The 17,206-nt window shown below is 35.6% G+C and carries 8 protein-coding genes and 1 riboswitch; all 8 genes read left to right on the forward strand.

Features of this window, described 5'->3' with window-relative positions:
* Positions 1 to 162 precede the first annotated feature (162 nt).
* The 8 genes from J2Z44_RS10875 (at position 163) to J2Z44_RS10910 (ending at position 16,899) form a co-directional block, all read left to right on the forward strand.
* A complete protein-coding gene (locus J2Z44_RS10875; RefSeq protein WP_021281837.1) occupies positions 163 to 1,779 on the forward strand; it encodes a S8 family peptidase in 1,617 nt (538 codons plus the stop codon).
* The gene (locus J2Z44_RS10880) at positions 1,779 to 3,809 is read left to right on the forward strand and encodes a S8 family peptidase (protein ID WP_021281838.1); all 2,031 of its coding nucleotides are present in this window, start codon (positions 1,779 to 1,781) and stop codon (positions 3,807 to 3,809) included. The genes J2Z44_RS10875 and J2Z44_RS10880 overlap by 1 nt, the downstream gene beginning before the upstream one ends.
* Positions 3,810 to 3,893: 84 nt before the next feature.
* Positions 3,894 to 5,831 carry a S8 family peptidase gene (locus J2Z44_RS10885; protein WP_021281839.1) on the forward strand — a complete coding sequence of 646 codons (1,938 nt, stop codon included), beginning with the start codon at positions 3,894 to 3,896 and terminating at the stop codon, positions 5,829 to 5,831.
* A 38-nt stretch (positions 5,832 to 5,869) separates the two neighbouring features.
* A complete protein-coding gene (locus J2Z44_RS10890; protein ID WP_021281840.1) occupies positions 5,870 to 9,526 on the forward strand; it encodes a S8 family peptidase in 3,657 nt (1,218 codons plus the stop codon).
* 271 nt (positions 9,527 to 9,797) lie between these two features.
* Complete coding sequence (locus tag J2Z44_RS10895; protein ID WP_209649568.1) at positions 9,798 to 11,690, forward strand: S8 family peptidase; 1,893 nt, start codon at positions 9,798 to 9,800, stop codon at positions 11,688 to 11,690.
* 44 nt (positions 11,691 to 11,734) lie between these two features.
* Complete coding sequence (locus tag J2Z44_RS10900) at positions 11,735 to 13,678, forward strand: S8 family peptidase (protein ID WP_152513215.1); 1,944 nt, start codon at positions 11,735 to 11,737, stop codon at positions 13,676 to 13,678.
* Between the two features lie 172 nt (positions 13,679 to 13,850).
* Positions 13,851 to 15,323, forward strand: coding sequence for a peptidoglycan-binding domain-containing protein (locus tag J2Z44_RS10905; RefSeq protein ID WP_021281844.1), 1,473 nt, complete (start codon positions 13,851 to 13,853; stop codon positions 15,321 to 15,323).
* A gap of 595 nt (positions 15,324 to 15,918) precedes the next feature.
* A riboswitch (cyclic di-AMP (ydaO/yuaA leader) is annotated at positions 15,919 to 16,123 on the forward strand.
* Between the two features lie 5 nt (positions 16,124 to 16,128).
* Positions 16,129 to 16,899 carry a hypothetical protein gene (locus J2Z44_RS10910; protein ID WP_021281846.1) on the forward strand — a complete coding sequence of 257 codons (771 nt, stop codon included), beginning with the start codon at positions 16,129 to 16,131 and terminating at the stop codon, positions 16,897 to 16,899.
* The last annotated feature ends 307 nt before the right edge of the window (positions 16,900 to 17,206 follow it).

Below are 17,206 nucleotides of genomic sequence, written 5' to 3' on the forward strand. Positions count from 1 at the left end.
CCTCGCATAATTTATTTTTATTATTTTGGATTTTTATATAGTTTTATATTAGTGGTATTTTTAGGGATGAATTTTCTTAATTAAAACATATATATTCAAAAGGCCTTTCCCTTTACACTTTCTGATTTAAAAGTAAGTGAGGAATTAAGTGTTTATGAATCTTTGGATATACAAAGCACCTTTCTGAATGGAAAGGGTGTAATAGTAGGAATTATTAGCACAGGAATAGATTATTTAAATCCAAGATTTATGAACATAGACGGAAGTACAAGAATTATTAGTATTTGGGATCAGACTGTAAAAGAAGGGCCCCCACCAGAGACTTTTATAAGAGGTACTGAATTTAAGCGGGAAGATATTAATGAGGCACTTCAAAAGCAAGCTTTAGGAGAAGATCCTTATGCTATTGTTAATCACAAAGATAATATAGGGCATGGCACTGCCATTGCTGGAATTATTGGAGGAAGGAATCTTGGAGATGGAGATAAACTTCAAAGTGTGGTTCCAGAATGTGAATTTTCTATAGTGAAGCTCAGAGAAGCAAAGGAAAATATGTTAAGGCTAGATGGTATAGAGAGAAATGGGAAAAATATATATCAAGATACAGATATATCTGCAGGGATAAGATACTTTAGGACCCTTCAGGGTATAGTAAAAAGACCTATAGTAGTTTATTTAGCTTTAGGTAGCAATTCAGGGGGGCACGGAGGGGAAACTGTATTAGAAAGGTATATGGACTTTGTAGCTTTACGAAGAGATTTTATTGTAAGTTGTAATACTGGCAATCAAGGAGCAGCATCAGGGCATGCTAGTGGAATCTTAGAAGGTACTGGTAGTAAAAAAACAATTCCTCTAAGTGTAGCGGAAGGAGAAGGAAATGTAAGCTTTTCCATGTATACAAATAAACCAGACAAAGTAAATATTGGACTAACTTCACCAACAGGGGAAAGGCTAGAAACTTTAATTATACCTACTAGAAATGGAGCATCCCTTGATTTTACTATAGACAATAGCAATATAACTGTGCAATATTTTGAGGAAAATCGTGGTGGAGGGGTACAGCGGGTAGACGTATTAATAAGAAATGCATTAGGAGGATCGTGGTATATAGATTTAAAAGGAGCGTATATTTCCAATGGAAGATATGATTTGTGGCTTCTTCAAAAAGAGTTAATTGAAAAAGAGACAATATTTTTAAATCCAGACATAAATATTACATTGATGACACCTTCTACAGCTCAAAACTCCATAACTACCTCGTATTACGATCAGAGGGATAATAGTGTAATTAATGAGTCAGGAAGAGGATTTACTCGTTATGGAGCAATTAAGCCTACTACAACCATGGAGTCTATAAATTTTTTAACTTCAGGACTAAATAACTCTACCATAGTAGCTAGTGGGGCAGCTATAGCAGGAGCATTGCTTACTGGAGCCATTGCAATGATTTATCAGTGGGGAATTGTAGAAAAGAATGATATAGATATGTATCAGCCCAAGTTAAGGAGCTACATAATCTCAGCTAGCTTAAGAGATGAGGATAGCATTTATCCAAATCAACAGTGGGGTTATGGAAGATTTAACTTCAATAAGCTTCTTGATAACTTAAATAAAATAGTTGAAGCAAAGGAGAAAAAAAAGAAAAAGCCCATAGTAATTAGTACACAAGAGGATTCTTTAAGGAAGGTCATAGAAGGATTATTTATAAGTATTCCAGAGGATATATATTTAAGGCTTGGAAATCATTTGCTAGTAAGGAATAAGGGGCGGGGTAAATAATGGATAGTGATGACATTAAAGCAAAGGGACTCATAAGAGATAGAGGGATTAAATTCATTGAAGATAAAGAGGATGGAATAAGAGAAAAATGGGATATAGATAGGGAAACTAGTGAAGAAAGGCCTAGTAATCTCAGTGTAGAAGAGACCAAGTACTATTACTTGAGTGAAGATTATGAGGTTTACTTTATTGAGTATGTAGGTGATATTTTAAGTAGAATAAGAAACATACCCTTTGCTCATGTATATCTAACAGGAAGATTTTTTGCAATGCTATTCGTGGAGAATGGAAGGTTTAATGAAGTTGTAAAGGAAGTTCCCGAAATTGTAAATATACAAAAGGGATTTCCTTATACTCTTTCAGAGCTTGAAATTTCTAATGATTTATATAGTAGCAATGTAATTGATAAGGGAAACACCACTCTTCAAGGTGAGGGGGTCATAGTTGGTATAATAAGTACTGGAATAGATTATTTAAATCCAAGGTTTATAAAAGATGATGGGACTAGTAGAGTAGTAGCTATCTGGGATCAAACCTTACAGGAAGGTCCATATCCACAAAGTTTTTTCTTTGGCAGAGAATTTTCACAAAAAGAGATAAATGAGGCCTTAAAGAGAAGAAATTTAGGAGAAGATCCCTATGAAGTAGTTAATCATAAGGATACTATTGGTCATGGTACTGCTATTGCAGGGATTATTGGAGGGGGAACCCTTGAGCCAGGGGAACCTTTAATCAGTGTAGTTCCAAAATGTGACTTTGCAATTGTAAAGCTTAAGGAAGCTAAGAATAATACTTTAAGATTAAGTGGTATAGATAGAAGAGAAGTGCCTGTATATCAGGATTCAGACATATCAGCATCAATAAGATTCTTATCGGAACTGCAACAGAGAGAGAATAAACCAATGGTGGTTTATTTAGCGTTGGGTAGTAACTCAGGTGGAAAGAATGGTCAAACGGTAGTGGAAAGACATATAGATTATTATTCTCAAAGAAGGGATTTTTCCGTAGTTTGTAGCACAGGAAATCAAGGGGCAGCAGAAGGTCATGCCAGTGGTATTTTATATAGGACTGGGGAGGAGAATATTGTTCCACTAAATGTAGATTTCAATGAGGGGAGTCTATATTTTTCTATATATAACTTTAAATCAGATAGGATATCTCTACAATTAACTTCTCCAACGGGAGAAACCATAAAAGCTCTAACCATTCCAACAGTAAATGGGGAAAGTCTTACCTTTAGTTTAGGACAGAGCACAATAACTGTTCAATACTTTGAGGAACTTCAAAGCATTGGAGATGAAAGAGTAGATGTATTAATTAGAAACGCACCAGGGGGATCTTGGGTAATTGGGATTTCAGGTGAGTATATAGTTAAGGGGAAATATGATATTTGGCTTCTTCAGAAGGAGCTGTTAAGAAAAGAAACCAGATTTTTAGAACCAGATCCTAGTATAACCTTAATGACTCCAGGTACTGCTAGGAATATTTTAACTACTGCATACTATAATCAAGATAATAACACAGTGATTTTAGAATCAGGAAGAGGTTTTACAAGGGATGGAAATATAAAGCCTTCTTTTGCAACTGCAGGGTTAAATGCTTTGACGGTAGGTTTAAATAATACACCCATAGTAGTAACAGGTGCAGCTGTAGGTGGTGCGCTTCTTGCGGGGGCGGTGGCAATGATATATGAGTGGGGAGCCGTTAGAAGAAATGATATCAATCTTTATCCTCCTAAAATAAGAACTTATATGATTTCAGCAGCTATCAGAGATGAAGGAAGGACCTATCCAAATGAGGAGTGGGGATATGGAAGATTTAGTTTTCAAAGCCTTGTAGAAAACCTTGAAAGAATATCTATAAGTAAAAAAAGAGATAGGTACCATGAGTTGGAGAACCTAAGAAATTTTGAAAGTGTAGAAAATCATAAATATATGGAAAGAAGTAATATTATTTATCATAGTGAAATCATTTTTCATAAAGGTCTATATATTAGGATTCCTAAAGAGATATATAGCACATTAAAATAAGAAATACAATCTTGGGAGCAATAATATAAAAAGCGTTACTAAAATCCATTAATAAATTATAACAATAATTAGGGAGAAGGGGTTATGGCATTTAAAAATTTAAAGCTTTCAACTAAGGAAACCAAGGAAAATAGAGAAACAACTATGGAAACTGGAGCTTTATTAAGCGAATTAAGTGAAGAGGAAATAAAAAAGTTAAATCAGCTCTATCTTAGTGAGGATTATGAATCCTATTATATAGAATATATTGGAGATATTAAAGAGAGTATAGATAAACTGGATTATGCCACAGTATTTTTTCCTGGAAGGTTTTTTGCGGTAGTGCTTGTGAAAGCAGGAATGTTAAACAGATTAGTACAGGATGTACCACAACTAACTAATATTATCAGGTTTTTCCCTTTTACTTTATCGGGGTTAAAAATATCAGATTTACCCTACGACCCACAGGTTATAAATAAGGGAAATATTCCTCTAGACGGCAGTGGAATTGTAGTTGGTATTATTAGCACAGGAATTGATTATTTAAATAAAAACTTCATAGCAGAGGATGGAAAATCTAGAATAGTAGCTATTTGGGATCAAACTGTAGACACTGGACCAATTCCCAAAAGCTTCATACATGGTACAGAATTTACCAATGAAGAAATTAATATAGCCCTAGAAGAGCAAAGACAAGGAAGGGATCCCTATGCCATAGTGAATCACAAAGATGAGGTAGGCCATGGCACAGCCATTGCGGGTATTGTAGGGGGAAGGAGTAAAGATAATACGGAGAATTTAGTAAGTGTAGCTCCTAACTGTGAGTTTGCAGTAGTAAAACTAAGGAAAGCAAAGCAAAGAACCTTACAGTCAATTGGACTTGAAAATCCTCGGGAAACAGTTTACGGCTCTTATAATATGACTTCTGCAGTTAGGTATTTTGCAGAACTACAGCTTAGGTTAAATAAACCTGTGGTGGTTTATTTAGCTGTGGGAAGTAATCTAGGAGGACACGATGGAGGCACCATAACAGAAAGATATATAGATTTGTTTTCCCAAAGAAGGAACCTCGTGTATGTTGGGGACAGTGGAAATCAAGGAAATACAGCTACTCATGCTAGTGGCCAATTGATAAGAGCCGGTGATAGAAAAAACATTGAAATAAATGTAGATAGTGAAGAAAAAAACTTGGATATTTCTCTTTATATAGTAGGCTCAGATAAAATTAGAGTTGGCATAACTACTCCAACTGGTGAGGAGTTGGAAAATATAGCTGTGCCCAATAAAATTGGAGAGATAGCCTCAGCTAATTTAGGAGGAAGTGATATAACAATAGAGTTTTTTCCGGAAAGGCAAGGAATTCCAGACGCAAGATTAGATATCATTATTAGAAACATAACCCCAGGGGTTTGGAGATTAAATCTCCTAGGGGAATTCATAACAACTGGAAGGTATGATGCTTGGCTCTTTCAGAAGGAACTATTAGCACCAGGAACTAGATTTTTAAATCCCGATCCTTACTGCACTATGATGACTCCAAATACAGCTATAAATAACATTGTAGCAGCATCCTTTAATCAACAAACAGGAAGGATATTAGATGAGTCAGGAAGAGGATTTACAAGGGATGGGAGAATTAAACCTTCTGTTGCTGTTAATTCTGCAAATGTTTTAACTACTGGATTAGATAATAAATTAATTGTAGCTACTGGAGCTGCTATGGCAGGAGGAATACTTGCTGGAACGGTAGCGTTACTACTTCAGTGGGGAATAATTGAGGGAAACAATGTGGATATGTATCCACAAAGGCCTAGAAACTATATTATAGGTGGCACCATAAGACAACAAAATGTAATATACCCAACTCCGGAAGTGGGGTATGGACAGTTAGATATAGAAAAATTGTTTACAAGTTTATTGCAAAGTCCGGAAAAAAGCAATAAAGAACTAGAAGTAGAACGGTTAGGAAATGAAATCCTTGAGGAACAGGGCTTATATGTAAGATTACCTGTTGAGATATGTGAAAAATTAAGAATTCATTAAGATTTATAATTTAGCAATTATATGGGAGGTAAATCCTTGTGAGTATTAATAATACCTCTAATAATTTTTACAGAGAAACTGAAAATAATACTGGCCAAAAGGGGGCCACTGTAGAACAGGCTAATGCTTACTATGCAGATGAAACCTATGAAAGTTATTTTATAGAATATACGGGAGATGTAGCAGAGAGCATAAGAAGAACAGGCCTTGGAGATGTTTTTTTCTTTAATAAGTTCTTTGCCCTTCTCTTTGTAAAAAAAGGAATGTTAAGAAGACTTCTTGAGAGTGTACCTGGAATTGTAAATATAGAAAAGAGCTTTATATATACTTTATCACCATTTAATATTGAAAATAACTCACCAGATTTAAGTGTTATTAATAAACAAAATACTACTTTAAATGGAGAAGGGGTTATAGTTGCTATAGTGGGTACAGGAATAGATTATCTAAATCCTAGATTCTTAAATGAAAAAGGTGAAACTAGAATTGTATCTATTTGGGATCAAGGATTAGACCAAGGGCCAAAACCAGCAACTTTTTTCTTCGGAACAGAATTTACTAGGGAAAATATCAATAATGCTATAAAAGTCAAAGGTATAGGAAGAGATCCCTATGAAATAGTTAACCATAGAGATGAAGTTGGTCATGGAACTTCCATGGCAGGACTTATTGGTGGAAGAAACTTAGGTGGAAGAGATATTTTTACAAGTGTGGCCCCAAACTGTGAATTTGCAATCGTAAAGCTTAAACAGGCTAAAAAAAGCAATTTAGAATTAGCGGGAGCTGGAGATTATGAGGGAAATGCATATGATTCAAATGATATTACTTCATCAATGAGGTATCTATCAGAACTCCAAGAAAGACTAAAAAGGCCTATGGTGGTGTACCTTACTATTGGTACTAATTCGGGAGGTCATGATGGAGGTACTGTAGCAGAGCGGTATTTGGACTTCTTCACAAATAGAAGAGACTTTTCTATGGTTTTAAGCACAGGTGGAGAAGGAAATACAGCTACTCATACCAGTGGAAACTTACTAGAAGTAGATGGAAATAACATTGTAGAAGTGGCTGTGGGGCCAGGCCAGGACAATCTTCTTCTGTCTATATATACAGTAAGGAGAGATAGAATTTCCATAGGAGTAGAAAATCCACAGGGAAAAGTCTTTGAAAGAATAGACATCTCCTTTATAAATGGAGCAGAAACCTATGTTAAATTAGGGGAAACAGGAATTAGATTGCAGTATTTTCTTGAGGTTGATGGCATTGGCGACCAAAGGATAGATGTTTTATTTACAAATATAAGTGAAGGTACCTGGAGAATTAGACTTATTGGAGAGAATGTAGTTGATGGTGAGTATAATTGCTGGCTCCCTCAAAGAGGGCTTTTAAAGGGGAATACTAGATTTATTAATCCTAATTCAGCTATTACCTTAATGACTCCTGCTACAGCCAATAATGCCATAGTAGGTTCTTCTTATAATCAAATTGAAGGAACTACTTTACCAGAGTCGGGAAATGGATTCACGAGGGATGGTAGGATTAAACCTAATCTAACTGTTCCCTCTAAGAATATATTAACTATGGCTTTAAGTAATAATATAGTTGCTAGTGGACCAGCTATATCAGGAGCACTACTTGCAGGGGCAGTAGCCTTACTATATCAGTGGGGGATTGTAAGAAACAATGATATCAATTTATTTCCACAGAAAATTATAAGCTATTTAGTGCAAGGGGTTGAAAGAAAAGAAGGTGTAACTTATCCAAATGAAAGAGAAGGCTTTGGTGTATTTAGCTTTCAAAAGTTTTTTATTAGTCTAGGTGCTGGTGCAAGAATAATAGCTGATGTAAACAATCAGCAGGAGATTTTTAAAAACTATTATCTTAATGAGGATTATGAAAATTACATCGTTGATTATACAGGAAATATTTTTGAAACCTTTGAGAATATTGACTATGTAGTAGTTTACTTTTCAGATAACTTTGCAGCTATTGTGTCTATTAAAAAGGGAACCCTTGGCAGGCTCTTAGAAGATGTTCCTGAAATAACTAATATTCAAAAGAGTTATTTGTTTACTATGGCTGATATAGAGAAATCTAATGAACCCTATTCACCCCTAGTTTTTGATAGAAGCGGGTTAGATTTAGAAGGACAAAATGTCATAGTTGGAATTGTAGGCCCAGGTATTGACTATTTGAATGAAAGATTCATGACCCAAGATGGAAGTACTAGAATAATAAGTATTTGGGATCAAACTTTAGAGCAGGGTCCACCACCACTTGAAACCTTTGGTACTGAATTTGATAGAGAAAAAATAAATGAAGCTATCAGGACAAGTAAAGAAGGAAGAGACCCATACTCGGTTGTTAATCATAAAGATGATAAGGGAGAGGGAACTGCTATTGCAGGCATTGCAGGCGCAAGAAACTTAGAAGATAATGATGATATGGTAAGTCTAGCCCCAAGGTGTGAATTTGCAGTGGTTAAGCTAAAGGAAGCAAAGAATAACACTCTAGAGCTCAATGGAGTTACTGAAAGAAAAGAAGGAATTTATGAGACTACTGATATAGGTCTAGCATTAAAATATCTATCAACTATCCAACTTAAAGAGAAAAAACCTATGGTTGTCTATGTACCTTTAGGCAGCAATTGTGGTGGCCATGATGGCTCAGATGCACTAGAAAGATATATAGAGTTTTTAGTTAGACAAAGGGGCTTCGTAGTGGCAACTACCAGTGGAAACCAAGGAAATACTAATACTCATGCTAGTGGGTTCCTAACCTCTACAGGGGATGTAAAAACCATAGAGGTGAATATAGGACAGGGAGAAAAAAACTTTTGTATGGGGATTTACATGAACTTAGCTGACAGAGTGTCTATTGGTGTTGTATCTCCTAGTGGTAAAACTGTAGAGCGGATACCTGCACCTTTAGGACAAGAGGATATAATGGTAGTTAATCTAGAAGGAGCTACTATAGAAGTAAGATATTTAATACAAGAACAAAGTCAAGGAGACCAGGCTATCATCTTATCAATTTATGGAGTAACTAGTGGAGTGTGGCAAATAAGGCTTTTGGGAGATTCTATATTAGGAGGGCGCTACGATGCTTGGATGCATCAAAGGGAACTTCTAACTGGTGATACTAGATTTTTAAGAAGTGATATTAATACAACTTTAATGACTCCTTCCACTGCTAATAATATTTTAGTTAGTTCCTATTTTAATGAGGTAGCTGGTAGTGTACCACCAGAGTCTGGAAGAGGATATACAAGGGATGGAAGAATTAAGCCAGGAATAGGCATCGAAGGTACAAATATACTAACTTTAGGATTAAATAATCAATATGTGGTTGCCAGTGGAAATGCTTTAACAGGCGGAATACTAATTGGTATGACAGCTATTTTACTGCAATGGGGAATTGTAGATAAAAATGATATTAATATGTTTGCGTCAAGAATAAGAAACTACTTAGTTGCTGGAACTGTAAGACAGGAGGGCGGTTCATATCCCAATAGGGAAGTAGGCTATGGAGTCTTATCAATTAGCAAGATATTTCAGATATTAAAGGAAATATCTAAGAGAACAAGAGTAGAAAAGGATAATAATAACAGTGTACTTTCACAAGGAATTTATATAAGTATTCCCAAGGAAATGTATTTAAGAGTAAAAGAGAAAAATAACTTTATAAGGAATTAAATCATGCTAATGAACAAAGAGTAGCTTTACGATAGTTTAAAGCTATTCTTTTATTTTTAAATTTATTTGCTATGAAAAGTGTCTAATTTTTAGTTTGCAAATATAATGATATTATGAGAACTGACATAATTTTAGAACACTGAAATCTGAAGAGCTAAGCAACCTAAAGCTTGCTAAAGCTTCATAAGAATATTAACTTTTGGGGAATTAATATAATTTACAAATAGATATTGTTAAGTGATTGAAAAAGTAACAACTAAGAGGAGTTGAAATGGGGATAATGGGGTGTTTTGGGGAAGGGAAGCTTATAGGTAAACATAATAGACAAGTAATACTAAAAGATAAGAAAAATTACTATTTAAGTGATGAATATGAAACTCATATTGTGGAATATATAGGGGATATTGCTAGGGCCATTGAAAAGTTAGATTATGCTCAGTTAATTGAGTCTGAAAGTTTTTATTCAGTAATAGCAGTAAAACGTGGAATGGTAGAACAATTACTTAAGGATATACCTGAGATAACTAATACGGAAAAAAATCATTTATATACTCTTTCAGACATAGAAAAGGTTGATAGGCCTTATGATAATAAGGCAATTGATAGGGATGGGGTAACTTTAGATGGAGAGGGGGTTATAGTGGGGATTATTAGCACAGGTATAGATTACTTAAATTCAAGGTTTACCACCCAAGATGGCAGAACAAGAATAGTATCAATTTGGGATCAAACTATAGAAGAAAGCTCATTAGCTCCTTCTTTAACTATAGGATATGGAACAGAGTTTGATAGTGAACAGATAAACGAAGCCATAAAAGCAAAGAATCAAGGGAGAAATCCATATGATATTGTTCCTCATAGGGATGAAGAAGGGCATGGAACTTCTATTGCAGGAATTGTTGGTGGAAGAAAATTTGGTGTGGATGATGATTTGGTTAGTGTTGCACCAAAGTGCGATTTCGCCATTGTAAAATTAAAAAAGGCTAAACATGTAAATCTACAGGTTAGTGGTATTGGACATACCAATGCAAACATCTACGAAGGTGCTGATATTGGTTTTGCAATTAAGTATTTAGCCAATCTACAGCGTGCTATTAATAGGCCAATGGTAGTTTATCTACCCTTAGGAACTAACTGTTCAGGACATGACGGAGAGAGTGCTTTAGAAAGATACATTCGTATCTATCAAAGCAGAAGAGGTTTTATTGTGGCTACTGATTGTGGAGATGAAGGAGATGGGAGTACTCACACAAGCGGAACTTTAGCACCAGTGGGAAAAAGCAAGGTTGTAGATTTGTCTGTAGATCCAGAAGAGACAAACTTTTGTATGACTATTTGGATATCGAGGCCTAATAAGGTATCAATTGGGATAATTGCACCTTCAGGGGAACGAGTAGAAACCCTGCCCATGGCATCTTCTGAAGAAGGAGAGGCAGTGGTTAACTTTGCAAATAATCAAGTAAAGGTGGAGGCATTTATACAGGAGGAAACTGGAGGAGAGCAAATTTTATTCTTTTATGGAAGTGGAAATATTGGAGGTATATGGCAGTTTACTCTGACTAGTGAATATTCAATTGAAGGAAGATACGATTGTTGGCTTCTTCAAAGAAAGCTCTTAAAGGAAAATACCAGATTCCTAAGCCCAGACCCATATATAACTTTAACCACACCAGCTACTGGAGTAAGCCTCATGGCTACTTCCTACTACAACCAAAGAAGCAATTCTATTGCACCTAAATCAGGAAGAGGATATACAAGAGATGAAAGAGTTAAACCAGGAGTTACTGCAGCAGGGGTAGATGTATTAACTGTGGGAAAGGGAGATGCCATGATAGTAGTTCAGGGAGCTGCTGTAGGAGGGGCAATGCTTACAGGAGCAACGGCACTTTTACTACAATGGGGAATAGTTCAAGGAAATGATAGGAATTTATTCACAGCTAAGGCTGGGAATTATATAATTCGTAGCACAAAGAAAATTGAGGGAGTAACTTTTCCTAACCAAGAATGGGGCTATGGTATTCTATCTATTAGTAATCTTTCAAAGGTTTTGGAGCAAACTTCTACTAGTAAGCCTAAAGATGAAAGAAGTTTTAAAGACGAAGAAACCAAGGAAAGTAAAATTTTTGTTCGGATGCCAGTAGAATTATATGAAAAACTGGGATAGGTTATAGAGGGAAAGGATGTTGCTTGTTAGTAAGAGAAGAGGGGATGAATTTTTTTATGGTCAATAGTAATTTTGACTATGAGGGTTTAGATAAGAAGAAATTGAAGGGAAAACAGAGTGTTACACAGGAACTAGGGGAAGGCCTGAGGGAGGGTCAGTCTAAATTTCTTCCGGTATATACTAGTGAGGATTATGAGAATTACATTGTTCAGTACACAGGAGATATTTTAAAGGCTTTAGAACCTTTAAATTACGTTAGAGGTTATGCTTCGGGAGAAAACTACTTTGCTGCCATAGCTGTTAAAAAAGGGAGAATTCAAGACTTACTTAAGGCAGTTCCTGAGATTGTGAATATAGAAAAAAGTTATCCATTTACCCTTTCAGAGCTTAGGGTGGTGGGTACAGAAACTTTTGACAATGCTGATTTTCCTAAAAAACCAGAAAGCCTTAATGGTGAAGGCGTAATAATAGGAATTATTGGTACAGGAATAGATTATTTAAATGAAAGATTTATGACACAAGATGGAAGCAGTAGAGTTATAGCAATTTGGGATCAAACAATTTATAAAGGACCAACACCTAAAACTATGAGATATGGAACAGATTTTTCAAAAGATAAAATAGCAAGTGCTGTGGCAATAAAAAGACGAGGTGGGGACCCATATAGCATTGTTGACCATAGGGATGAAGTTGGACACGGAACGGCTCTGGCTGGAATAATAGGAGGAAGAAGTTTAGGGAATGAAGATACTTTTAAAAGCATAGCACCTCGTTGCGACTTTGCAATTGTAAAGCTTAAAGAGGCAAAGCAAGCAACCTTAGAAATGAATGGCATTAGTGAACGAAAGGGTCATATCTATGAAAGCACTGATATTGCGGCAGCTGTTGAGTATTTGCATAAACTTCAAATTAGTGAAAATAAGGCTATGGTAGTATATATACCACTTGAAAGCAATTGTGGAGGGCATGATGGCCAAACTACTTTAGAGAGATACCTGGATATTTTTAATATGCGAAGAGGATTTGCTATAACATCTACCACAGGGACTGAGGGTGATAAAGGAACTCACACTAGCGGAATACTAGCACAAAAAGGGGATATAGGGAAAATAGATGTGGAAGTAGATGAAAAGGATAGATTATTTTGCTTATCTATTTGGCTTACAAGACCTGATAAGGTATCTGTAAATATCATTACACCTACAGGTGAAAAAACAGGAAAAATAGAAGTGCCTAAAATGGAGGAGGGAGAAATTCAAACAAAGTTAGGGGATAGCCTTATTAAAATTCAATACTATATTCAGCAGGAAAGCGGTGGAGAGCAAGTAATTATCCTTATAGCTAATAATGTTAAAGGAGGAATTTGGCAGGTTAACCTTATTGGCGATATTGTGGTTAATGGGAGATATGATGTTTGGATGCACCAAAAATCTTTGTTAAGAGGGGAAACAAGATTTTTAAAGCCAGACATCTACACAACTTTAACTGTGCCATGTACAGGAAGAAATGTACTTTGTACAGGATATTACAATAAAAAAGATGGCATTTTACCACCAGGATCAGGCAGAGGATACACCAGAGATGGAAGAATTAAGCCTACAGTAATTGTTAATGGTTATAATATTTTAACTACAGGGCTAAATAATTCAGCGATTGTAACCAGTGGAGTTGCCGTGGCAGGAGCTGTACTTACTGGGGCGGTTGCTCTTTTGCTAGAATGGGGAATTGTAGAAAAGAATGATGCTAACTTGTACTCTTCTAAAATTGCTACCTACTTAATCCGTGGGACTATAAAAAATGAAGGTATAGTTCACCCAAATCCAGATTGGGGTTATGGCATTTTAACCTGTGAAGAATTATTTAAGAATTTGGGAAGGGTGGAGGAAGGGGTGTGCACAAAGGGCTACTTTGAAAAGTTTTATCATATACCCACTGAAAATCTATTTTTTAGTATCCCATATGACGCTTTTAAAAGGTTAAAAGCATAAAAGATATAGAGAGCAAAGATAATGCTTGCTTCTAGAAAAGCAACTTACTATAGATTTTATGAAGATAGAATCATAGAGTAAGAAAATAAAGTTAAATCTTATGGCAGGATATTGAACTTTTTAAATGGGTCTTTCATATAATATTATGAAGCATTTTGTTAAGGAGAATATTATGGCGGATATTGGAAGACTTCAGGTGCAAGCTTTTCGAGGAAATACGTTAACTCCAGTTAAAGACGCAAGGGTAACAGTTATACCTAGGGAAAGGTATAATAGAGAAACAGCTCAAATACAAACGGATATCTCAGGGCAAACTCAAGTTATTGATTTAGTTGCTCCACCAAAGGAGTTATCTCTTAATCCCAACAATACAACTCAGCAACCTTATAGTACTTGTGATGTAATTGTTGAAGCTGAAGGCTTTGAGAGATTTCAAGTAAATGGGTGTCAAATATTGCCCGACACTGTGGCACTACAAATTTGCAATTTAGTTCCACTTGGCACACCGGGGGGAACTAATCCGGCACCAGGAGGAAATGCAACCCCTGGAGTTGGAACTATTAATACTGGAGTAGGTGGTGCTGGAGCGACAGGTACAGGAGCTAATACTAATGGTACAAGAGACTGGTGGGGAAGAGAAGTTATTCAACCTACTGAAGTAATTGAAGTTCCTGCAAATAGATTATTTGGGAATTTTCCACCTAAGATTCCAGAGGACCCAAATAAGCCACTACCACCACCACCAAGTGGATTTGTTGTACTTCCTGAGCCAGTAATACCAGAGTTTATTGTGGTTCATGCAGGAGTACCTACAAACACAGGAGCACCAAATTATACTGTAAGATTTAGAGATTATATTAAAAATGTTGCAAGCTCAGAAATTTATGCAACTTGGGATGAAAAAGCAATAAGAGCAAATATTTATTGTATTTTATCCTTCACTTTAAATAGAATTTATACAGAATGGTATAGAGGTAAGGGATATAACTTCCAAATAACAAACTCTACAGCTTTTGACCATGCTTTTACTTATGGAAGAAATATATTTGATAACATCAGCAGAATAGTTGATGAATTATTTACTACTTATATACAAAGAACAGGAGCAAAGCAGCCTTTACTTACTCAGTACTGTGATGGAAGACAAGTACAGTGTCCTGGATGGCTTACTCAATGGGGAAGTCAAGCTTTAGCAGAACAGGGAAGAACTCCATACCAAATATTAACTAATTTCTATGGTGGGAATATTCAATTGGTTCAAGCAAAGCAAGTGTCTGGAATACCACAATCCTTTCCAGGTTCAAACTTAAAGGTAGGAAGTACAGGAGCAAATGTAAGAACTATTCAAACTTATTTAAACAGAATAGCTCAAAACTATCCAGCTATACAAAAGGTAGCAATAAGTGGAACCTATGATCAAGCGACTGCGGATTCAGTTAAGACCTTCCAAAGCATATTCAATCTTCCACAGACAGGGATAGTAGATCTTGCAACTTGGTATAGTATATCCAATATTTACGTTGGAGTAAGTAAAATAGCAGAGCTAAGAAGAAGTGCTCAGCCAACTTTTGAAACTGCTAGATTTTATCCACCAGTACCCTATGAAGGCATGATTAATGTTCCAAATATAAAATATCCACTTTAATCGCATTTTAGAAGGTTAATTAATCCGTTTTGGATTGTATTAAATCTCCTTCTAAATTTGCTCTATAGGATCAACTAATTTATTATTCCATAAAATTCTCCTAAGGAAGGTAGCCTTAGGAGAATTTTTTTGAGTATTTGTTGTGAAAATAGATTAAAACAGGGATAAAAGATTTCAGTGGTATAGATACTACGTTGCAAATACTGAATTGAGTTGTTCCGTGATGAATCACGGAACTAAATAGAGGTGAGACTGAATTGAATTCATCCGTGCTCCGACACGGTATATTAAAGTGAACTGAAAAATTCATAGTATAACTACTACGTTACAAAAACTGAATTGGGTTGTTCTGTGCTGCGACACAGTATGCTGAAGTGAAATATAGAAATTCGTAGTATAGCTATTGCATTACAAAAACTGAATTGGGTTGTTCCGAATTCCATTCGGAACTAAATAGAGGTGTATAATTTTTCTTTTTTTACTTATGCTAAGGAGTGAGTCAGTCATAAGCAGGCATTGTACGAAGCTGTTACAATAATTGGGGGTTTTAATGGAGAGAGTTTTCCATTATAATATTATAGGTACAGTTTGTATAAGTTATGTTAAGCCTAATGCCATTTTGGCAAGGGAGGATTTTTCATTGGGGTGAATCCTAAAGAAACTTATTTTGAATTTTAAGGCTAATTATAAAGTCAGACTATAATGGAGGACTTGATTAACTTTTAAATTTAAGAAGTCTTTAGGTAGGTTATCTCTTTCCGAACCCGTCAACTAACTTCCTAGGCATTAAGAGAGGAGTAAAGAAATGAAAAAGAATGTTTTATGTGTTTTATTGGCTACAGCTCTGTCCATAGGAGTAATGGTTATGGCAGGAGAGAAGACTTCAGAAAGTAAAGAAGTTAAGCCAGTAGCACAAGTAGAGGCAACTCAAAATCCTAGAGCATCTAGAGGGGGAGCCTTTGATGACAGCTTAAATGTTAGTGCAGAAGAGGATGGCGAAGCTGAAAAAGCTAGCCAAGGTCATATAGACAGTGAAGTAGCAAAAGAAAACCAAGAAAGCCCTGTAAAAGAGGTATCAAAAGAGCAAGAAAAACCAAAAATTGAGACTTTAGATTGGTGGGAAGAAGCTCAATACATATTTGAAAGGGGTACAGTAGCAGAGGTTGAAGATGTTTATACAGGTAGAAGGTTTAATATAAAAAGAACCTTTGGGACTAACCATGCAGATTGTGAGGCTTTAACTAGCGAGGATACAGAAATTATTAAAGAAATTTGGGGTGGTTTCTCTTGGGAGAGGCGACCTATTATTGTGAACATAGAAGGAAGAAGACTTGCTGCTTCTATGGCTGCAATGCCTCATGCGGGAAAAGACTCAGCACCAGCCTTAGCTGTTGCAACTAATCTTTCAGCAGGATATGGAACTGGGCAGAATTTAGATTTAGTTAAGGATAATGGAATGGACGGAGTTTTTGATGTGCATTTTTTAGGAAGTAAAAGGCATAAAGATGGTAATGTTCAAGCAGTAGTTGACCCACAACATCAAGAAGCCATAGAAATTGCAGCAGCTGCAAACTAAGGTATATGAAAATAAATAACAAGTGAAAATAGACGAGTAGACTGACCTATTTATTTTTTGAAGATGCATGAACTATTTCTAAATAATAAAAATATTAAAGAGTGTTAAATTATAGAAAATCCCCTGGTGATTCCAGGGGATTTTCTACTTTAATATTATTTACAGCTATTATAGATGTCCTAAGTAGAAATTATAGTTAAATATGATATGGGAACAAATAAAGGAGGCAATTTATGTTATTTACTGTAAATATTTATCTATAACCCCAATATAAAACGGAAAAGTATCGAATAGTATATAAATATAG

Origin of the sequence: Clostridium punense, assembly GCF_017874425.1 — a bacterium.
In the GTDB taxonomy this organism is placed as follows: Bacteria; Bacillota; Clostridia; order Clostridiales; family Clostridiaceae; genus Clostridium_J; species Clostridium_J punense.